Annotated in this window: 19 protein-coding genes and 1 tRNA gene; 11 read left to right on the forward strand and 9 right to left on the reverse strand. The window is 67.5% G+C overall.

Annotated elements, in window-relative coordinates; translation table 11 throughout:
- Positions 1-10: 10 nt before the first annotated feature.
- Positions 11-739 carry a LuxR C-terminal-related transcriptional regulator gene (locus tag VHAB30_RS12110; protein ID WP_235926608.1) on the reverse strand — a complete coding sequence of 243 codons (729 nt, stop codon included), beginning with the start codon at positions 737-739 and terminating at the stop codon, positions 11-13.
- 185 nt (positions 740-924) lie between these two features.
- Between VHAB30_RS12110 and VHAB30_RS12115 the strand changes: the two genes are divergently transcribed.
- The 5 genes from VHAB30_RS12115 to VHAB30_RS12135 all read left to right on the forward strand — a co-directional run bounded on the left by VHAB30_RS12115 (position 925) and on the right by VHAB30_RS12135 (position 2,961).
- Positions 925-1,134, forward strand: a complete 210-nt coding sequence (locus VHAB30_RS12115) for a hypothetical protein (protein WP_139705507.1) — start codon at positions 925-927, stop codon at positions 1,132-1,134.
- Between the two features lie 138 nt (positions 1,135-1,272).
- Positions 1,273-1,710, forward strand: a complete 438-nt coding sequence (locus tag VHAB30_RS12120; protein ID WP_159277177.1) for a hypothetical protein — start codon at positions 1,273-1,275, stop codon at positions 1,708-1,710.
- 59 nt (positions 1,711-1,769) lie between these two features.
- On the forward strand, positions 1,770-2,303 hold the full coding sequence (locus VHAB30_RS12125) for a nucleoside 2-deoxyribosyltransferase (RefSeq protein ID WP_062480933.1): 534 nt from the start codon (positions 1,770-1,772) through the stop codon (positions 2,301-2,303).
- Between the two features lie 130 nt (positions 2,304-2,433).
- Entirely contained in the window at positions 2,434-2,709 is a 276-nt protein-coding gene (locus VHAB30_RS12130; RefSeq protein ID WP_095947829.1) for a hypothetical protein, read from the forward strand.
- A gap of 30 nt (positions 2,710-2,739) precedes the next feature.
- Complete coding sequence (locus tag VHAB30_RS12135; protein WP_062480937.1) at positions 2,740-2,961, forward strand: hypothetical protein; 222 nt, start codon at positions 2,740-2,742, stop codon at positions 2,959-2,961.
- A 119-nt stretch (positions 2,962-3,080) separates the two neighbouring features.
- Here VHAB30_RS12135 and VHAB30_RS12140 read toward each other — a convergent pair.
- From VHAB30_RS12140 to cysS, 6 genes are all read right to left on the reverse strand, one after another.
- A tRNA-Ser gene (locus VHAB30_RS12140) sits at positions 3,081-3,173 on the reverse strand.
- A 27-nt stretch (positions 3,174-3,200) separates the two neighbouring features.
- Complete coding sequence (locus tag VHAB30_RS12145; RefSeq protein WP_062480939.1) at positions 3,201-4,469, reverse strand: aspartate kinase; 1,269 nt, start codon at positions 4,467-4,469, stop codon at positions 3,201-3,203.
- Positions 4,470-4,524: 55 nt separating this feature from the next.
- Positions 4,525-5,502 carry a tRNA lysidine(34) synthetase TilS gene (gene tilS, locus VHAB30_RS12150; protein WP_159272080.1) on the reverse strand — a complete coding sequence of 326 codons (978 nt, stop codon included), beginning with the start codon at positions 5,500-5,502 and terminating at the stop codon, positions 4,525-4,527.
- Between the two features lie 20 nt (positions 5,503-5,522).
- Positions 5,523-6,503: an acetyl-CoA carboxylase carboxyltransferase subunit alpha gene (locus VHAB30_RS12155; RefSeq protein ID WP_056582036.1), complete on the reverse strand. Its 981-nt coding sequence runs from the start codon at positions 6,501-6,503 to the stop codon at positions 5,523-5,525.
- Positions 6,504-6,660: 157 nt separating this feature from the next.
- Complete coding sequence (locus tag VHAB30_RS12160) at positions 6,661-7,332, reverse strand: DNA-3-methyladenine glycosylase family protein (protein ID WP_095947831.1); 672 nt, start codon at positions 7,330-7,332, stop codon at positions 6,661-6,663.
- On the reverse strand, positions 7,329-8,705 hold the full coding sequence (gene cysS, locus VHAB30_RS12165; RefSeq protein WP_159277178.1) for a cysteine--tRNA ligase: 1,377 nt from the start codon (positions 8,703-8,705) through the stop codon (positions 7,329-7,331). Before cysS ends, VHAB30_RS12160 begins: the two co-directional genes overlap by 4 nt.
- 196 nt (positions 8,706-8,901) lie before the next feature.
- On the opposite strand from cysS, the gene VHAB30_RS12170 reads away from it, so the two are divergent.
- From VHAB30_RS12170 to VHAB30_RS12195, 6 genes are all read left to right on the forward strand, one after another.
- Positions 8,902-9,492 carry a tetratricopeptide repeat protein gene (locus VHAB30_RS12170; RefSeq protein WP_159277179.1) on the forward strand — a complete coding sequence of 197 codons (591 nt, stop codon included), beginning with the start codon at positions 8,902-8,904 and terminating at the stop codon, positions 9,490-9,492.
- 97 nt (positions 9,493-9,589) lie between these two features.
- The gene (locus VHAB30_RS12175) at positions 9,590-10,186 is read left to right on the forward strand and encodes a peptidylprolyl isomerase (protein ID WP_159277180.1); all 597 of its coding nucleotides are present in this window, start codon (positions 9,590-9,592) and stop codon (positions 10,184-10,186) included.
- 27 nt (positions 10,187-10,213) lie between these two features.
- Complete coding sequence (locus VHAB30_RS12180; protein ID WP_070060416.1) at positions 10,214-10,726, forward strand: peptidylprolyl isomerase; 513 nt, start codon at positions 10,214-10,216, stop codon at positions 10,724-10,726.
- Positions 10,727-10,751: 25 nt separating this feature from the next.
- A complete protein-coding gene (locus tag VHAB30_RS12185) occupies positions 10,752-11,528 on the forward strand; it encodes a UDP-2,3-diacylglucosamine diphosphatase (protein WP_159277181.1) in 777 nt (258 codons plus the stop codon).
- Positions 11,529-11,543: 15 nt separating this feature from the next.
- Positions 11,544-12,335 (forward strand): M90 family metallopeptidase, encoded by a 792-nt coding sequence (locus tag VHAB30_RS12190; protein ID WP_159277182.1) that lies wholly within the window; start codon positions 11,544-11,546, stop codon positions 12,333-12,335.
- Between the two features lie 231 nt (positions 12,336-12,566).
- Positions 12,567-12,860 carry a GYD domain-containing protein gene (locus VHAB30_RS12195; RefSeq protein ID WP_070060413.1) on the forward strand — a complete coding sequence of 98 codons (294 nt, stop codon included), beginning with the start codon at positions 12,567-12,569 and terminating at the stop codon, positions 12,858-12,860.
- Positions 12,861-12,932: 72 nt separating this feature from the next.
- Here the strand turns inward: VHAB30_RS12195 and VHAB30_RS12200 are convergent, their stop codons facing one another.
- Positions 12,933-15,779, reverse strand: coding sequence for a DUF349 domain-containing protein (locus VHAB30_RS12200; protein WP_159277183.1), 2,847 nt, complete (start codon positions 15,777-15,779; stop codon positions 12,933-12,935).
- Positions 15,780-15,968: 189 nt separating this feature from the next.
- Entirely contained in the window at positions 15,969-19,790 is a 3,822-nt protein-coding gene (locus tag VHAB30_RS12205) for a DUF748 domain-containing protein (protein WP_159277184.1), read from the reverse strand.
- Positions 19,791-20,250 lie beyond the last annotated feature (460 nt).

Here is a 20,250-nt window from a genome sequence, read left to right on the forward strand (position 1 = left end):
CACCACAGGCTCAGGCCAGCAAGCCACGCGAACGCGCTGCGAAAACGGCGCGCGTGCGCGAGGAAACGGTGAGCTTGCGGTAGATGTTCTTGATGTGGCATTCGACGGTGTGCCGCGACAGGAAGATCTGCTCGGCTATCTCGCGGTTGGTCAGGCCTTCGGCAACCAGCTGGAGGATCTGCAGTTCGCGCGCGGTCAGCACATCTTCGCCGACGCGCCCCGGCGTGGCCGGCGGCGCTTGCGTGAGGTCGAGGATGCGCCGCGCGATGAAGGGATCGATCGGCGCCCCGCCGCGCAGCACGCTGCGGATCGACAGCAGCAACTCCAGGTCGTCGCGCTCCTTGAGCACGTAGCCGGTGGCGCCGGCGCGCAGCGCGTTGAGGATCAGGTCGTCGGTGCTCCAGGCGGAGATCACGAGGATGCCGGGGCCGTCGTCGGCGCTCATTGCCGCACCGGTCGGTGCGCTCATCTGCGCGATCAGCTCCACGCCGTTGCCGTCGGGCAGGCCCAGGTCGACCAGCGCCAGCGCGAACGACTGCCGCGCGAGTTCGATGCGCGCATCGGCCAGCGTGGCGGCGAGCACCAGCACGTCGTTGCCGTAGCCCAGCTGGTTCAGGATGCCGACGATGCGCCGCTGCATCAGCGCGTCGTCCTCGACGATGAGCACGGGCGCCGGCAGGTCGGGGCTGGGCGGCGGCGTCATCGCCGGGCCGTCGGGGTGGGGAGAGAAAGCGGGCATCAGGACGGTTCGGACAAGGGGGCAAGCATGCCCGAATCATCACCCAGGCTCCGCGCGCGAAGGTGCAGTGTCCCCTTGCGGCGGCTCTGCGGCCATCACCAGATCTGGGGGTTCTGACGGCGTGGCGCGGCATCGGTCGGCCTTCGCCTACAGACAGGCACCATGCGAGCGACCATCGTGAGGTCATGACACATCCGATCGAACTCATCATCGACGAGCCGGCTCCCGGATCCTTTGTCTGGCGGCTGCTCGAAACCGACACCGACGGTGCGCATCCCACCGTCCTTCGCTGCGCCTTCGACCCGGTCGAGAGCTACGAGCTCGCCCTGGCCTCGGGACAGCGCGCCCTGCGCAGCGAGATGCGTGCGCACGGCACTACAACAGAAGGCCACTGAGCGTCAGCATGCGCTGACGGCGGCTTCGCGAGGCGTCCTACCGCTCTCGCGCCGTCGGTTCCTAGGATGGTTTTCGGGCGCCGGTTCTCTTGCGCTTGTCGCAACGAGGCAACCGCCGGCGCCTTCAAGGAGATGACCATGCAAAGAAAGCTCATGTGGATGTGCGCCGTTGCCGTGTCCTGTCTCACGGCCGTGTCGGCGCAAGCGCAGGTGAACCCGCCGCCCGCGGCCACGGTCGATCCGGCGGTCGCCGAATACAAGGCGGCCCGCGACAAGATCTCGGCCGACTACAAGGCCGACCGCGCCGCTTGCGATGCCATGAAGGACAACGCCAAGGACGTCTGCGTCGAGGAAGCCAAGGGCAAGGAAAAGATCGCCAAGGCCGAGCTCGACCAGAAGATGAAGCCCAGCGACGGCAATGCCCGCAAGGTGGCCGAAGCCAAGGTGGAAGTGGCCTACAGCATCGCCAAGGAAAGATGCGACGACCAGAAGGGCGAGGCCAAGTCGACCTGCGTGAAGCAGGCCAAGGCCGATGAAAGCAAGGGCATGGCCGAAGTCAAGGCGATGAAGAAGTAACCAACCGGGTCGCAGCCCTTCCCGTTGGCGCTGGCCGGGGGCGGTCGCATACTCGACAGATGCCCTCCTCTTCCACGCGTCCACGGGTCTACCTTGCCGGCCCCGACGTGTTCCGGCCCGACGCCGCGCAGTACTTTGCCGCGCTGGCCCTGGCCTGCGACGCGCTCGGCATGACGGCCGTGCCACCGTTCGACGGCAAGGCGGCCGGCCCCGACCCCGCGCGCCGGATCTACGAGGAAAACATGAAGCTGCTGCGGTCGGCGGACGGCGTCATTGCCAACCTCGCGCCGTTTCGCGGGCTGGAGCCCGACTCGGGGACGGTGTTCGAGGTCGGCGTGGCCATTGCGCTGGGCCTTCCGGTGGCCGCCTACGGCGTTCCGCCGGGCACCTATGCGCAGCGCGCCGCCACGGCCGGCGTCGTCGGCCGCGACCCGGACGGCAGCCTGCGCGACCCCGAGGGCACGCTGATCGAAGATTTCGGGCTGCCGCTGAACCTCATGCTGGCCTGTTCGGTGCGCTTTTCGGACCTGGCGACCGACGCCTTGCGGGTGCTGGCCGAGGTGTTGGGGTCTGCACCTGCCCAGCGGCAGTGAGCAAAAATTCGTGAAATAAGTCACGAATCTAAGGCGGGACATCACCAATTCTGGGGAGCGATCCTCTCGAAGTAAGCCTTTCAGCCTCTTTTTGCGTTGGACATGCCAACGCCCCAATAAGGAGGCCCGGATGCCCCCCTCAGATCAACAAGCAGTTTTCGAAGCGGCGGGCCGCCTGGGTTCCATGGAGGTCCTGACCACGCAGACCAGCGCCGTCGTCTCGATGCTGCGCGCGCTGTACGCCGCGCACCCCGAGCCGGCCAAGGTCCGCTACCACTTCGACCGGCTGATCGGCCAGTTGCTGACCAGCCCCTACCTCAGCCACGACCCGGATCACGCGCTGATCCTCCAGGACACGGCCGCGACCCTCGTGCGGCCACCGCTCGAATCCGACCCGGTGCGCTGAGCATCGGATGCACACCCAGGAGACACTGAAATGAGTTTTGAAAAAATCAAGCTCCGGTTCGGCCGGTCGTTCCGTCGCGGCGATCGCGTCGTCTGCGAAGGCCGGCTCGGCACCATCACCGGGGCGACCTATCCGCATGTGCGGGTGCGTTTCGACGGCCGGCAGATTGCGGTGCCTTGCGATCCTTGCGAACTGCATGTGGGCACAGCGCCGATCGCGACGCTGTCCGCGCTCGAACCGCAGCCGTCCTGAAGACATCGCCTCGCCTTTTCGGCGGGCAGCCACGCATTGCGAGCAGACGCAAAAAAGCCCCGACTGGCGGGGCTCTTTTGGGCTGTTTGATCACTGCAAGGTGATCAGGAAGCCAATCCTGGCGGAACCGGAGGGATTCGAACCCTCGATGAGGCTCTACACCCCATACTCCCTTAGCAGGGGAGCACCTTCGGCCACTCGGTCACAGTTCCTGAAAGCAACCGCAATTATGCCATTACTTAAGCGCTCGGTTGGTCCAGATCGAACGCTTTATGCAGTGCGCGCACGGCCAATTCCATATATTTTTCGTCGATCACGACCGAGGTCTTGATTTCGCTGGTCGAGATCATCTGGATGTTGATGCCCTCTTCGCTCAACACACGGAACATCTTGCTCGCGACGCCCACGTGGCTGCGCATGCCGATGCCCACGATGCTGACCTTGCAGATCTTGGTGTCGCCCACGATTTCGGTGGCGCCCAGCGAAGGCATCACCTTCGACTCGAGCAGTTCGACCGTGCGCGCGAACTCGTTGCGATGCACGGTGAAGCTGAAGTCGGTCTTGCCGTCCTTGCTCAGGTTCTGGATGATCACGTCGACTTCGATGTTGGCGTCTGCCACGGCACCGAGGATGTGATACGCGATGCCCGGCTTGTCGGGCACGCCGAGCACCGAGATCTTGGCTTCGTCGCGATTGAATGCGATGCCGGATACGACGGCTTGTTCCATGTTTTCGTCTTCCTCGAAAGTGATCAGCGTGCCGGACTTGGCCTCTTCATTGATGTCGATGTCCCATGCGGTGAAGCTCGAGAGCACACGCAGCGGCACCTTGTACTTGCCGGCGAATTCCACCGAGCGGATTTGCAGCACCTTGGAGCCCAGGCTGGCCATCTCGAGCATCTCTTCGAAGCTCACGGTGGTCAGACGGCGCGCATCGGGCTCGACGCGCGGGTCGGTGGTGTAGACGCCGTCGACGTCGGTGTAGATCAGGCACTCGCTGGCCTTCATGGCCGCCGCGATGGCCACGGCCGAGGTGTCGCTGCCGCCACGGCCCAGCGTGGTGATGTTGCCCTCGTCGTCCACGCCCTGGAAGCCGGTGATGACCACCACGCGACCGGCTGCGAGGTCGGCACGCACCTTGGCGTCGTCGATGCTCTCGATGCGGGCCTTGGTGTACGAGTTGTCGGTGCGCACCGACACCTGCCAGCCCGCGTAGCTCACCGACTCCACGCCCTCGGCCTGCAGCGCCATGGCCAGCAGTGCCGACGACGCCTGTTCGCCGGTGGAGGCGAGCATGTCGAGTTCGCGGTGATAGGCCACGCCGGGTTTGCCCGGGGAGAGCTCCTTGGCAAGACCGAGCAGGCGGTTGGTTTCGCCGCTCATGGCGCTGGGCACCACGATCATCTGGTGACCCGCACGCGCCCATTTGGCGACGCGCTTGGCGACATTGCGGATGCGCTCGGTCGAGCCCATCGACGTGCCGCCGTATTTGTGAACGATCAATGCCATGGATGAAATCAGAGAAAGATAAAGGGCCGCCTGGAAAGCGGCGCCCTGCAAGCCGTCAGAGCGAAGTCTTCAGCGAGGGCGGGGCATTGTACCAATGCAGCCGCTCTCCCCTGCGCTCGGCGAAGCCCGCGCCCACCTTGAGGTGGATGCGGTGGCCGCGCGTGGTGCAGGCGCGGACCTGGTCCAGCAGCTGGTCGAGCTGCGCCGCGCTCGGTGCGCAGCCGTGCGACTGCATCAGCCAGTGGCGCAGCACGTTGGCTTGCCGCGCGCGGGACAGCGCCTGCAGCGGCCGCAGCTGCGGCGGTTCACCGACCACGGCCAGGTCCTGCGCCGCCAGTTCGCCCAGCAGCTGCTGGGCCTGCGCCGCGTGGCCGATGCTGCGGGCGAAGGTCGCACGAAACTGCGGGAAGGTGTCCGCCAGCGCCGGCAGCAGCACGGCGCGGATGCGGTTGCGGGTGTAGCGCGCGTCGGCGTTGCTCGGGTCTTCGATCCACGGCAACTGCTGTTGCACCAGCCAGCTGCGGATGTCGGCCGCTGGCACTGCGAGCAGCGGCCGGTGAATGTTCAATCCGTCGCGCACCGCATGCGCGGGCATGGCCGCCAAGCCCGGCAGGCCGGCGCCGCGGGAGAGCGCCAGCAGCAGTGTTTCGATCTGGTCATCGGCATGGTGCCCCAGTGCAATGGACGACACGGCAGGCCGCGCCCCATCGGCTTGCGCCATGGCGGCATACGCCTGATAGCGTGCGCGTCGCGCCGCATCCTCGGGACTGTCGCCTAAGGCATGCCTCGCATCGACCCGGTGCGTCACCAACGGCACACCGAGCTGTTCGCAGAGCCGCGCGCACTGCCGCTCGAAATCGTCGGCCGCCGCCTGCAGGCCATGGTGCACGTGAAAGGCGATCACTTGCCCCGGCCATCGCGTCGCGCAGGCCGCGAGCAAGGCGGTCGAATCCGCGCCGCCGCTGAAGCCGACGGCCAGCGGCAGGCTCGCCGGTTCGAACGCGGCCATGGCGCGTTCGAAGGCTTCGCTCATGATGGAAAAGGGAAAGCCGCTCAGCGGCTGTTGTCGGCCTTGGTGTCGTTGAACCGGCCGTAGCTCTGCAGGCGCTCGTAGCGGCGGTCCAGCAGTTCCTTCGTCTTCAGGTCGCTGACCTGGCGGAAGGCGTCGTTGAGCGCGCGCTTGAGGAACGCGGCCATCTGGCGATGGTCGCGGTGCGCGCCGCCGACGGGTTCGTTGACGATCTTGTCGACCAGGCCCAGCGCCTTCAGGCGGTGCGCCGTGATGCCCAGTGCATCTGCGGCTTCCTGCGCCTTGTCGCTGGTCTTCCAGAGAATCGACGCGCAGCCTTCGGGGCTGATCACCGAGTAGATCGAGTACTGCAGCATCACGAGCTGGTCGCCGACCGAAATGGCCAGCGCGCCGCCCGAGCCGCCTTCACCGATGATGGTGACGATGATGGGTACCTCGAGCTGCGCCATCTCGAAGATGTTGCGGCCGATGGCTTCCGACTGGCCGCGCTCTTCGGCGTCGATGCCGGGGTAGGCGCCGGGCGTGTCGACGAAGGTGAACACCGGCAGCTTGAATTTCTCGGCCGTCTTCATGAGACGCAGCGCCTTGCGGTAACCCTCGGGCTTGCTCATGCCGAAGTTGCGCGCGGTGCGCTCCTTCGTGTCGCGGCCCTTCTGGTGACCGAGCACCATGCAGGGCACGCCATTGAAGCGCGCCAAGCCACCGACGATCGACAGGTCGTCCGAGAAGTGGCGGTCGCCATGCAGCTCGACGAAGTCCGTGAAGATCTCGTTGACGTAGTCGAGCGTGTACGGGCGCTCCGGATGCCGCGCGATCTTGGTGATCTGCCAGGGCGTCAGGTCGCTGTAGATGTCTTTGGTGAGTTGCTGGCTTTTCTTGCCGAGCTGATCGATTTCTTCCGAGATGTCGACCGCCGATTCGGTCTGTACATAGCGCAGTTCTTCGATCTTTGTTTCGAGTTCAGCAATGGGCTGCTCGAAGTCGAGGAAGGTTCGTTTCGCCAACGTCTTCTCCTGTTTGTTTCATCAATTGACCGGCCATCCGGCTCTTTTGCATTTATTCCAGAAACACCGAGGAACCGGCTTTGCCGGGCCTGCGGTGTTGCCCCCTCGAAGGGGGTTGGCGAAGCGACACGAAGTGCGCGAAGCCTGGGGGTGATCCTTAGTAAACGACCGGCACGGGGTCCAGCGATCGCCAAATATACCAAGTCGCCACGCTGCAATACGGCGCCCAGGCCACGGCGACATCGCGGGCATCGCTGCGGCTGACCGGGTCGCCCGAAAAATAGTTCACGCTGATGCCGTTGAGCAGGCCCTGGTCGTCGACCGGCAGCACGTTCGGGCGCATCAGGTGGAAGATGAGGAACATCTCGGCGGTCCAGCGGCTGATGCCACGGATGGCCACGAGCTCTTCGATGATGAGCTCGTCCGACATGTCTTTCCAGCGGTCGACATGCACGGTGCCCGAATCGAAATTCAGGGCCAGGTCGACCAGGTATTCGATCTTGCGCGCCGACAGCCCGGCGCCGCGCATGTCGTCGACCTTGAGCTTGAGCACGTTGGCCGGCGTGAGCTTGCGCGGCAGCGCCGCGAACTTGTCCCAGGTCGACTGCGCAGCCTTCACCGAAATCTGCTGGCCCACGATGCTGCGCGCCAGCGTGGTGAAGGCGTCGCCGCGCGACTCGAGGCAGGCCTCGCCGAACTTCGGAATGAGCCGCTTCATCACGCGGTCTTTCTTGGCCAGGTGCTTGCAGGCTTCCTCCCAATAGTCCGGCGTGTAGATGCGCACGCTGGTCTGCTGGGTGGCGGGTACGGGGTTCGTCGTTCCGTTCACTGTGCAGCCGCCCAGGTCGTTCCCGTGGGCGAATCCTTGAGCACGATGCCCTGCTCGAGGAGTTCCTGGCGAATGCGATCGGCTTCGGCGAAATTCTTCGCCGCCTTGGCCGCCGCGCGTGCCTCGATCTTCGCCTGGATGGTGGCTTCGTCGAGCGTGGTGCCCGCCTGCAGGAACGCCTTCGGATCGCCTTGCAGCAACCCCAGCGTGCCGGCCAGCGCCTTGAGCAGGCCCGCGGTGTCTGCGGACTTCGTGCGATTGACTTCGCCGGCCAGCTCGAACAGCACGGCGATGGCTTCGGGCGTGCCGAAGTCTTCGTCCATCGCCGCCTTGAAACGCGCCGCGTGGGGCTGCGTCCAGTCGATGGCCACGGTCCCTGGCGCCACCAGGTCGAGCGCGGTGTACAGGCGCTTGAGCGAGTTGCGCGCGTCGTCGAGGTGCGCGTCGCTGTAGTTGAGCGCGCTGCGGTAATGCGTGCGCACGAGGAAGAAGCGCAGGCTCTCGGCGTCGTACTTCTGCAGCACTTCGCGGATGGTGAAGAAGTTGCCCAGGCTCTTGGACATCTTCTCGTTGTCCACGCGCACGAAGCCGTTGTGCACCCAGAAACGCGACAGCGGCTTGCCGTTGGCGCCTTCGCTCTGCGCAATTTCGTTCTCGTGGTGCGGGAACTGCAGGTCGGCGCCGCCGCCGTGGATGTCGAAGGTCTCTCCGAGCGTGGCGCAGCTCATGGCCGAGCACTCGATGTGCCAGCCCGGGCGGCCGGTGCCGAAGGGGCTGTCCCACTTGGCGTCGTCGGGCTCGGTCGGCTTGGCGGATTTCCAGAGCACGAAGTCGAGCGGGTCCTGCTTGCCGTCGAGCACCGCGACGCGTTCGCCGGCATGCAGTTCGTCGAGCGACTTGCCCGAGAGCTTGCCGTAGCCCGGGAACTTGCGCACGGCGTAGTTCACGTCGCCGTTGTCCGAGCGGTAGGCCAGGCCCTTGCGCTCCAGCGTCTCAATGATGCCGAGCATCTGCGGCACGTATTCGGTGGCGCGCGGCTCGATGGTCGGCGGCTCGATGCGCAGCGCACCGATGTCCTCGTGCATGGCCGCGATCACCTCGTCGGTCAGCGCGCGGATGGTGATGCCGCGCTGGACCGCGCGGGCGATGATCTTGTCGTCGATGTCGGTGATGTTGCGCACGTAGGTCACGGCATAGCCGCTGGCACGCAGCCAGCGCTGCACCACGTCGAACGCCATCATCATGCGGGCGTGGCCGATGTGGCACAGGTCATAGACGGTCATGCCGCACACGTACATGCGAACCTGTCCAGGTTGCAGGGGGGAGAAATCCTCCAATTCACGCGACAGCGTGTTGTAGATGCGCAGACTCATGGGACTCGGAAAGCGTTGATTCGCGCACGTGCGGTACGGGCGAGCAACGGTGTATTTCAGGGGTGACGGGGGGCGTGGCTACGAGGGGTTCGACGTGGCCCCTCGGCTACAATGCGACGCAGTATAAACGGCTGCCGCCGCGCAGCATCCGGGTGTTCTCCAGGCCCCCGCTCCCCCCCAATCCTGCCGAGGCTTCATGAAGCACGCCGCGTTCTCCAGACTCCCCATCGCCTTTGCACTGCTGTTCGGTCTGTGGGGCTTCGCCGCGCACGCCAACGACTACGACGACGTCAACCTCCTGCTGCGCCAGGGCAAGGCCGCCGAGGCGCTGGCCAAGGCCGACACCTACATCGCCGGCAAGCCGCGCGACCCGCAGATGCGCTTCCTGCGCGGCGTGATCCTCACCGAGCAGAACAAGACCGCCGACGCGATCACCGCGTTCACGCAGCTCACCCAGGATTTCCCGGAACTGCCCGAGCCCTACAACAACCTCGCAGCGCTGTACGCGTCGCAGAGCAAGTTCGACCAGGCCCGCGCCGCGCTCGAAACCGCGCTCAAGCTCAGCCCCAACTACGCCACCGCGCACGAAAACCTCGGCGACGTGTACGCGCGCCTGGCGGCCCAGGAATACCAGCGCGCCCAGCAGTTCGCCACCACCAACGCGAGCGTCGCGCCCAAGCTCGCGCTGATCCGCCAGATCTTCACGCCCAAGGCTGCGGCCGATGCGGCCGTGCTGCCGGCCGCGCCCGCCGAAGTGCGCAAGCCCGTGGGCCGCACGACCAAGTAACAGCCTCTTGCAATCCGGCGGTGCGCACACAGTTGCCTCCCAACCTGCGCCATCGCAGGCCCACTGCCCTCCCCTCCACCCGCACACGGAGCCTCATTTGACGACCTCTGCACTTTCCCGTTTCAGCCGCCGCGGCGCCCTCGCACTGGCCGCGGCCCTGGCCTTCGGCGCCGCCGCCGGCGTGCACGCCCAGCAGGCCGCGCCGCGCGTCAAGCTCGCCACCTCGGCGGGCGACATCGTGGTCGAGCTCGATGCGGCCAAGGCCCCCAAGACGGTCGAAAACTTCCTGCAGTACGTCAAGGACAAGCACTACGACGGCACGGTGTTCCACCGCGTCATCGACGGCTTCATGATCCAGGGCGGCGGCTTCACGGCCGACCTGCAGCAAAAGCCCACGCGCCCGCCGATCCCGCTCGAGGCCAACAACGGCCTGAAGAACGACAAGTACACGATCGCGATGGCCCGCACCGGCAACCCCAATTCGGCCACCTCGCAGTTCTTCATCAACGTGAAGAACAACGACTCGCTCAACGCGCCCAACCCCGACGGCTACGGCTACACCGTGTTCGGCAAGGTCGTCGCCGGCACCGACGTGGTCGACAAGATCCGCGCCGTGCAGACCGGCAACAAGGGCGGCATGCAGAACGTGCCCGTCGAAACCCTCACCATCAAGTCCGCCACGCTGGCGAAGTAATCTCGTTTCCGAAGAAGGAGCTAACTCATGAGCAACCCCCAAGTCGAACTGCACATCAAGAACTACGGCGTCATCACGCTCGAACTCGACGGCGTGAAGGCACCGAAGTCGACCGCCAACTTCATCGAGTACGTGAAGAAGGGCCACTACGACAACACGGTGTTCCACCGCGTGATCCCCGGCTTCATGGTGCAAGGCGGCGGTTTCGAGCCCGGCATGAAGCAAAAGCCCACCGGTGCCGAGATCGAGAACGAAGCCAACAACGGCCTCAAGAACGCCAACTACACCGTGGCCATGGCCCGCACGAGCGCACCGCACTCGGCCACCGCCCAGTTCTTCATCAACGTGGCCGACAACGGATTCCTGAACCACACCGCCCCCTCGGCCCAGGGCTGGGGCTATGCGGTGTTCGGCAAGGTCACGGGCGGCACCGATGTCGTCGACAAGATCAAGGCCGTGAAGACGGGCCGCAAGGGCTTCCATGACGACGTGCCCCTCGAGGACGTCGTGATCGAAAAGGCAGTCGTCACTGTCGAGTGATGCACTTCAGGCACGGCGCAGCGGCATGACCCCGGTGGCGAACCCGGCTTTCTCCGAGCTGGTGGCGCCGCCCGCGTGGCGCACCGTCGACCTGATCTCCGACCTGCACCTGCAGGCCAGCGAGCTGGCCACCTTCGAGGCCTGGCAGGGCTACCTGCAGACCACGCCGGCCGATGCGCTGGTCATCCTCGGCGACCTGTTCGAGGTGTGGGTGGGCGACGATGCCGCCGCCCAGCCCGGCTTCGAGGCGCAGTGCGCCGAACTGCTGCAGCGCACCGCGCAGCGCATGCCGGTGTTCTTCATGCACGGCAACCGCGACTTCCTCGTCGGCAAGGCCTTTGCCGCGCAATGCCGCCTGACGCTGCTCGACGACCCCACGGTGCTGGTGCTACACGGCGAACGCTGGCTGCTCAGCCATGGCGACGCGCTCTGCCTCGAAGACACCGACTACCTCCAGTTTCGCGCCCAGGTGCGCACGCCCGAATGGCAGGCCGCATTCCTCGCGCGCCCACTGGAAGAGCGCCGCGCCCTCGCCCGCGCCATCCGCGCACAGAGCGAAGACCGCAAGCGCGATCCCTCGACCCTCTGGGCCGACGTGGACGCCGACGCTGCCCGCCAATGGCTGCAGCATGCGGGCGCCAGCGCGCTGATCCATGGCCACACCCACCGCCCCGCCGTCCACGACCTGGGCCACGGCCTGCGTCGCATCGTGCTGAGCGACTGGGACGCCGCCGCACACCCGCCGCGCGCGCAGCTGCTGTGCCTGTCGGCCGCCGGCGCGCAGCGCGTCGACCTGCGGTAAGCACACCGAACGCCGATGTTCAAGTGGCTGCGCCGGCTGCGCACCCTGCCCCCGATTCCCGACGCCGCCTGGCGCGCCACGCTCACGCGCTACGCCTTCCTGGGCGCCTTGCCGCCTGCGCAGCAGCAACGGCTGCGCACGCTGGCGGCCGAGTTCCTGCGGGACAAGGAATTCCACGGCACGCAGGGCTTCGTCATCACCGACGAGGTGGCGCTGGCCATCGCGGCGCAGGCCGTGCTGCCGGTGCTGCACCTGAAGGACGGGCTCGACTGGTACGACGATTTCGTCGGCATCGTGGTGCATCCGTCCGAGGTGGTGGCGCCGCGCAAGGTCGTCGATGACGCGCTGGTCGTGCACGAGTACGAAGAGGTCGTCGCCGGCGAGGCGATGGACCAGGGCCCCGTGATGCTCAGCTGGCAGGACGTGCTCGCGAGCAGCGTCAGCAGCGAGGGCGGCTACAACGTCGTGATCCACGAGTTCGCCCACAAGATCGACATGCGCAACGGCATCGCCGACGGCTGCCCGCCGCTGCCAGCCGGCTTCATGGGCCGGCGCAGTGCGCGCGAGGCCCGCGCGACCTGGATGGCCGTGCTGCAGCCGGCCTACGACGACTTCCGCGAAAAGACCATCCTCGCCGAACGCTTCGGCGCCGAGCCGCCCTGGCTCGACGATTACGGTGCCACCTCGATCAGCGAGTTCTTCGCGGTGGCCTGCGAGGCCTACTTCGTGAATCGGCCGAACTTCGCGCGGGACTTCCCGGGAGTGCTGGTTCTCTTCGATGCGTTCTTTCGGCCTGCGCAGGCCTGACCGCCCCTCACATCTGGTTTCCTTGCTTGCGCGCGCGATCGCGGTCCGCATACCTCGTCCTGAGTAGGCGCTGATCGGGGGCGCCTTGCCTTTGCAGGCCCCAGGCGTAGCATCGCTGCGGCCATCGCCCTCCACAGCGTCGCTGCGCGCCTGATGACCTGGAGCGTCGCCATCGGGGGCGGCGTTGCTTCATGTGATTCGCCCCCGCGGATAACAACACAGGAGCAGAAAATGGTGACCTATATCGGCATGCTGAGCTTCACGGACAAGGGCATCCAGAGCGTCAAGGAAACCACCAAACGCGCTGCCGCCGCCAAGGAAACCGCCCAGAAGCTCGGCGTCAACATGCGCGAGATCTTCTGGACCATGGGCGACTGCGATGTGGTCTGCGTGCTGGAGTCCGAGGACGAGCAGGCGCTCTGTGCATTCAGCCTGGCCATCGCCATGCAGGGCAATGTGCGCACGCGCTCCCTGCGCGCCTATACCGCCGGGGAAATGGACAAGATCCTGGCCAGGCTGCCTTGAGCCGGGACGGGTCGACACGCATGAAAAAGCCCGCACGCGGCGGGCTCTTTCTCATGAATGCGCGCTGGCGCCTTACTTGCGCAGCAAGGCCTTCAGTGCGTTCTGCAGACGGCGCGCAGTGGCGGCGTCGTGCGCGGCGGCGAGCACCTTGCCGGCGTCCTGACCCCAGGTCTGGGCCGGCGTCGGATCACCACGCTTCGTCAGCAGCTTGAGCTGCAGCGCGCGGCGTGCGTCGAGTTGCTCGGCGGGCGTCGGCACTTCGGCGGCCATCTCCAGACGCAGCAGCGCTTCGGCGGCATCGCTCGCGGCGGCCGTCGGTGCGGCGCCCACGGCTTGCGACCATTGCGTGCGCACGGCCGGCGTCACGGCACGGCCCAGTTCCTGCACGCTCGGCAGGCGGGCGGCATCGCGCTGCTCCCAGGCGCCAAGCACCTGCGTGAGCGCTTCGCCGTGGGCCTGCGCGGCCAGCTTGCGCAGCGCCATATCGGCACGCTCGAGCGCCTCGCGCTGGGCGCGGAAGGCGGCATCGCCCAGACGCGGGCCGCGGTCTTCGCGTGGCGGACGGTCGCCGAAACGGCCACCGCCCGGTGCGCCGCGATCGCCACCACGGGCATCGGGACGCGGGCCGCCGCGGTCGTTCGGACGGCCGGGGCCGCCGGCACCAGGACGGCCACCGTCGCGGCGATCACCGAAGCGACCCGTGCCGCGAGCGGCCGGTGCGGCTTCGGCCTTCTTGCTGCTCGGCCGGTCGTCGCCACGCATGGCGACCACGGGCTTGGGTGCGGGCTTCGGCGGTGCGGCCGGCGCGACGCTTGCGGCTTCACCTGCTTCGTGCGCGGCGCTGTCGCTGCGGGCCGAAGCATCGGCGCCGTCTGCGGGCGCGACCAGGTCGGGCGCGTCGGCCGCAGCTGCCGCGGGTGCGGACGGCGTGGCTTCGGCATCGCTCGAACCCGGCGTCTGCTCGGCGCTCTCGCCGAACTCGGCGGCAGCCTGGCCGGGGGCTTCGACACCGGTTGCGCCGACCGAAGGACCGTCGCTCGTGGTGGCGGGAGCCGATGCAGGCGCCGGCACTTCACCGCGCAGCGCGGCTTCGAGGCCGGCGATGGCGGCGCGGATCTTCTGTGCGTCGCCACCGGCATTGGCCGCGTCGAGCGCCCTGGACGCGTCGAGCACGTAGCGATCGTGCTCGCTCATGGCGGCCGATGCCTTTTCGCGCTCGACCGTCTTGCGGTTGAAGGCTTCGTCGATGGGTGCGCGGAACGCGTCCCACAGCTTCTGTTCGTGGCGGCGGTCGAGCGGCACGCTCTGCGCCTCGTGCTGCCAGCGCTGCTGCAGCGCCTTCACGGCGTCGATGCGCAGCATCGGCTGGGCGCCCAGCTCTGTGGCCTCGGCGATCATGGCCTGGCGGCGTTCGACGCTGGCCTTCTGCGCGGTTTCGAACGGGGCACGGGCAGCACCGAAGGCTTCGTTCCACAGCGGTTGCAGCTCGGCAAACACCTTCTCGCCCACGTGGCCGGCATCGCGCCAGCGGTCGGCAAACTGGTGCAGCGCGCGGTTGTGCGCCTTCAGGTCGGTGGCGCCGGCATGCGCGGCGGCCCAGGCCTTGACCTCTTCGATCAGCGCGACGCGCAGGGCGCGGTGTTCGGCGGCATCGGCACGCACCTTCTCGAGCCAGGCCTCGACGACCTTGTGGGCTTCGTTGCAGGCTTCGTCGAAACGCTTCCACAGCGCGTGGTTCGGCACGCCGCCCTGGTCGGCCTGCTTCCACTGGTCGCGCAGGGCGCGCAGGGTTTCCTGCATCTTGCGGCCACCAAGGGCCTGGCCTTCGGGGCGCTTGAGCAGGCCTTCGGCCTTGGCGACGAGGTCTTCGCGGACCTTGTCGGCGCTCCAGCGCTGCCAGCCTTCGAGTTCTCCGGCAGCGACCAGTGCGGCATGCACGCGGGCTTCGAGCGGCGCGTCGACCAGCTTGCCGTGCTCCTTGAGCACGGCGCGCAGCGCGGCGGCAGCGCCGGCGCTGGCCTTGCCGTGGCCTTCGGCGGTTTCCTGTTCGAGTTTGGCGAGCGCGGCCTGCACGGCGTCTTGCGCCGCGGCGCGCACGGCCGGGTCGACCTTGGGTGCGGCGGGACGGGCGGGCGCGGCGGGCTTGGGCGCAACCACTTCGCCGCGTGCGGCGCGCAGTTCGTCGGCCCAGACGGGCACCGGCGGCAGCGGCGCGGCGGCATCGGCGGCCGCAGCCACGGCCTGCGCCAGCGCGCCGTGGAACGAATCGGACACCACGAGCAGCTGCGACTTGGAGGCTTCGAGCTGGGGCGCGAACTTGGCGTCGAGGCTGTTCCAGTTGGCGTCGGCCACGATGTCGGCGGCCTGCTGCTGCCAGTGGGTCACGTCGGCGCGCAGCGATTCCTCGGCGGCCTGGGCGTCCTTCCAGCCCTTGGTGGACAGCACTTCGAAGCGCTGCGCCAGCAAGACGGCGGCTTCGCGGTGGACCTGCGCGCGGTGCTGCAGGTCTTCGATGCCCTTGACGCGCTCGGCCAACTGGGCCTTCAGCCCGGCCAGCGGTTCGCGCGACAGCGGCGCGCCGGCCTTGGCGGCGTCACGCTGCCAGGCCAGTGCGTCGGCGATGTTGAGCTTGGACTGCGCCAGCAGCGTTTCGGCCTTCTGCGCCCATTCGGCGGCGATGGCTTCCTGGCCCTTGGCGCGTTTGATTTCGTCGAGCTTTTCGCGCAGCAGGCGCGCGGCGCCCTTGTCGCGGCCGCTCAACTCCTTGAAGACCTCTTGCATCTGCTCGGACGAAGGGTTGCCCGCGAGCCAGTCGCGGATGCGCGCGGCGCGCTCGCCCGAGGTCGGCGCGGTGAAGGCGCCGCCGGTGAGCGTGTCGAGGGCCTGGAGGTCGTGTGGCTTGGAAGAAGTAGAGGTCACTGCGCGAAATCGTTGTCTTGGTAGAGAAAGCGAAGGCGCCGGCAAAGGCCGGCGCACATCGACATTTTCACCCAGTTGGCGAACAGCCCGCCGAATTCCGTGTCGGAACTGCGGCGCGCACCGTTCAGCGGGCTGGAAAGGGCCCGCAAGATATATGGCAAGGCGAGGCGAAAAGCCAGGCCCCGCCGGCTATTTCATGGTCAGGCTCAGCTCGGCGCCGGGCTTCCAGTCGTTGCCGCTGGCCGTGGTGCGCACGGCCCCCAGGAACAGGCGCTCGCTCGGCAGCTTCTGCGCCAGCAGGTAGTCGCGCACCACGGCGCCGCGCTCGACGGCGAGCTGGCGCATCGATTCCTCGTCGACCGGCACGCTGGCCAGTAGCAGGTTTTCCATTTCCTTCACCGGCAGGTCCTTGGCCAGGCCGACCATGTTGCGCGGCTTGGTGATGTCGGAGCGCTTGTAGACGGCCGTGAGCAGCTCCGGGTATTCAGCATCGGTCACCGGCGCCACCTCGGTGCCGGTCTGGCCACCGCGCACGGCGACGCGGCGCTTCTCGGCCTGGGTCAGCTGGCGCAGGCGCTGGCGCTGGTAGGCGTCGCGCTCCTTCTCGAGGCTGGAGGTGCCCACCACCGTCATCTGCAGCGTCGGCCGCTCGGTCAGGGCCTTCACGACCTTGTCCAGGCTTTCTTTCGCGCCGCTGCTGAGCGTGGAACTGCCAGGCTCGAAGGTGATGGCGCTCGAGTCGCCGCTGCCGCCACCGCCCAGGCCGCCGGTCAGCAGGCTGAACGGCGCGGTCACGGCCTTGACGATCAGGTTGACCACGGCCTTGAAGATCAGCGGGCCGATGCTGAACTGCGGATCGTTGAGCGAGCCGCGCAGCGGCAGGTCGACATCGATCACGCCGTTGCGGTCGGCCAGCAGGGTCACGGCCAGGCGCACGGGCAGGCTGTTGGGCGCGCCGGCCACCTCGTCGCCGAACTTCAGCTGGTTGAGCACCAGCTTGTTGGTGGCGGTGAGCTGGCCGTCGGGCGCGATCTTGTAGTTGACGTCCATGCTCATCTTGCCGCGCTCGATGCCGTGGCCCGCGTAGCGCACCGAGTACGGCGACAGCGGCGCCAAGTCGAGGTCGCGCATCTTGGCCGTGATGTCGAGTTCGAGCGGCTTGGCCAGCGGGTTGAGCTTGCCGGTGATTTCCAGCGCCGCGGTCTGCTGCGCCTTGCCGCGCAGCTCGAGGTCGGCCAGCGCCGGTCGACCGCCCTGCCCGTTCGGCGGGTTCGACGAGAAGGAACTGAGCTTGCCGGTCAGCTCGCTCAGGTCGGCCGAGTAGTTGGGCTTGACGAACAGGTCGGTGAAGTCGATCTTGCCGTTGACCAGGCTCATCGGACCGAAGTTGATGACCGGCGCCGGGCCGCTGTCGGCCGCCGGCGCGACAGCCACGGCCGGTGCGGACGCGGCCGGCGCAGGCTCGGACGCGCCGCCGACCATGGCTTCGGCCGACACCGGCGCACCACCCGAAGCCCGCTGCGGCGCCGAGGCGGCCGGCGCGCGGGTCGTGGTGGTCGTGCCGCCCGGGCCCTTCCTGGTGCTGGCTTCGGTGGCGGCGGCCGCGGCGGCCTTCGAGGCTTCCTCGCCCTTCTTGGTCAGGCTCAGCAGGTTCAGGCGGCCGGTGGGATCGACGATCACGCGAGCGAAGAAATCGGTCAGCGTGGTTTCGCGCACGTCCACCGTCGGGGCCGCGTTGGGTGCGAGGCTGACCTGCAGGCCGCGCAGGCTCAGGGTCTTCCAGCTCAGCAGCTGGCTGTTGTTGCGGTCGAAGCCCGGCGACTGGGTCAGCGAGACACTGTTGGCGCGGAAGTCGTCCAGCGCGGTGTCGCCGGCCAGCTTCAGGCTCATGCCGGCCGGCGCGCTCGCGTAGCGCACCGTGCCGCGGTAGTTCGCGAAGGCGCGGCGGATGTCGACATTGAGCGCGTCGGCGTAGTAGGCCTTGAAGGCATGCGCCGGGAACGACGCCACCTCGAGCCGCCCTTCGGCCGCCAGCGGCTTGAGCACGATGTTGCCCTTGTAGTCGAAGCGCCCCGGGTCCGCGCGGCGGCCCGCGCCGATGCGGCCCGACACCTGCAGCGGCGAGACGGTGTTGGTGTCGGGTGCGATCTTCTGGGCCAGCAGCTTGAAGGCCGTGACCTCGATCGCCACCGGCGCCGAGCCGGCCTTGTCCGCATACGACAGGTTGCCGTTGTCGACCGCCAGCGTGCCCAGCGTCAGCGCCCAGGGCTTGGTGTTGGCGCTGTTGGGACGCGCCGCGCCGGCGTCGGCCGGCTTGGGCGCCGCCACCTTGGCGCCGCCGGCCGGGGTCTTGAGCCAGCGCTCGAACATCCAGCGCTTCTCGTTGTCGCGCTCGACGCTCACCTTGGGGTTGGTCGCGGTGAACGACGCGATGTTCAAGGTGTGCCTGGTCATGTCGACCTCGGCGTCGACCAGCTCGAAGCGCCCGACGCTGGCCAGCGCGGTCTTGGCCTGGGTCAGCGCCAGGCCGTCGGCGGCCAGGCGGCGCGCCTTGAACTTCAGGTCGGGCTGGGCCCAGGACACGTCGATCTGGCCGCTGAGCTTGCCGTCGAGCGTGGGCTCCAGGCTCTGCGCCAGGTACGGCGCGGCCAGCGACAGCGGCAGCGCCTCGACCTCGGTCTGCACGTCAGCGACCTTGTCGGTGGCGTTGCCCTTGAACTTCAGCGTGGCGCCCGCGACGGCGGTGCTGCCGTCGAACTGCGCGGGCTTTTCCATGGGCCAGGTGACGGCCGTGAGGTTGATGCCGAGGTCGGTGAGGTCGATGGCTGCGGCGGGCTTGACGGTTTCGTCGCGCCAGCCGACACGGCCGCCGTCGAGCGCGATCTTGTCGACCTGCACCTTGAGCTTGGGCTTCTCGGCGGCCGGATTGCCGCCCGGGGCGCTGGCGGCGGGCGCGGGCAGCGGCGCCGCCTTTTCGGCCGCGCCGGTCGCCGGGTCGGTGGCCATCAGGTTGAGCTGGCCGGCGGCGTCGCGCGCCACCACCAGCTGCGGCTTGGCCAGCGCGACCTCGCTCAGGTGGAACACCGACTCCAGCGGTCGCACGTCGGCCAGCGCCAGCTTGAGCGAGTCGAAGCCCAGCAGGTCGCGCCCGCGCGCGTCGCCCAGCTTGGCGCCATGGGCCTCGACCGTGCCCGTGATCTTCAGGCCGATGGTGTTGGTCTGCTGGAAATCGATCTTCAGGTCGGCATCCAGGCTGCCGGCCTGCAGCTTCACCGGCAGGCCGCCGGGGATGTAGCCCAGGTAGGGCACGAGGTCGAGCCCCTTGAACTGCACGTGGGCGTCGGTCTTGCGGCTTTGCGCGAACGGGGTCGTGAAGGCGGCCGAGTCGAACTGGCTGCCGTTGAGCGCGAAGGCCAGCTTGGGCTCGGTCTTGATCTCGCGCTTGGAGGCGAGGTTGCTCAGGAACGGGACGTTCAGCATGAAGCCGCGCAGCTCGTGCCGGCGCTTGACGGTCTGGTCGTCGAAGTCGACCGCGCCGTCCTTGATCGAGATGTTGTAGATCGCGAAGCGCGCGGGCTCGGCCTTCGGATCGGGCGGCGGGCCCGAGGCCAGCTTGGCCAGGATGTCGTCGATGTCGTACTTGCCGTCGGCCAGGTGCGTGAGCAGCACCGCGGGCGCCTCGACCGTCACCGCGTCGATCACGGGCGCCAGGCGGAACAGCGATTGCAATTCAGCGTCGGCATAGATGCGCTTGATGGCCACCTGCGGCTGCTTGCCGTCGGCGGTGGCGATGCGCAGGTCATTCAGTGCGAGCTCGAGCGTCCAGGGCTTGAAGTCGATCTTGCCGACGGTGACCTGCCGGCCCAGTTTCTCGCTCGCGATCTTCTGGAGCTGGCTCTTGGCGATCGGCGGCACCGCCAGCCACGCGATGACCCACAGGGCCAACAACACCAGCAACGCGACGACCCCACGCCGCACCCATTTGTTCTGTTTGATCGAAGCAGCATCCATCCGCAGAAGTGTGCCGCAAACAGATGCCAACAAAGTCTGCGGAAACGTGAATGCGTTCCCTTTTGGCGAGGCATTGCGATGCCCGCGCGCCCCTCGACAGGATCGGTAGGCCGAAAGTGTGAGCCCCACAAACAAGAAAGCCCGGTGAGTCGACGAAGTGTCTTGTCACCGGGCTTGATGGCGGGCTCAAAACCCATGCCATCGATTCGCGCGACCGGAAGTAATGGTTCCCGCCGTGCTGGCAGCAAGAGATTGCCGCCGTGGAGTCCTCCATCGTTCGAGTCCTTGACTTGCACCTCGGACTGCCTGACTTCGGAAAAACGCCTGAAACCTCAGGCCCGTCCAGATTAGGCGTCTCACCCTTCCTTTGCAAATCCCTTTTTCCAAGGGATTTCCCGTAGGCCCGCCCCCCTTGGAAGCCCCTCGGACGGAGGGATTCTTCAAGCACTTATTAACATAT

It is taken from the genome of Variovorax boronicumulans (genome assembly GCF_009811375.1).
In the GTDB taxonomy this organism is placed as follows: Bacteria; Pseudomonadota; Gammaproteobacteria; order Burkholderiales; family Burkholderiaceae_C; genus Variovorax; species Variovorax boronicumulans.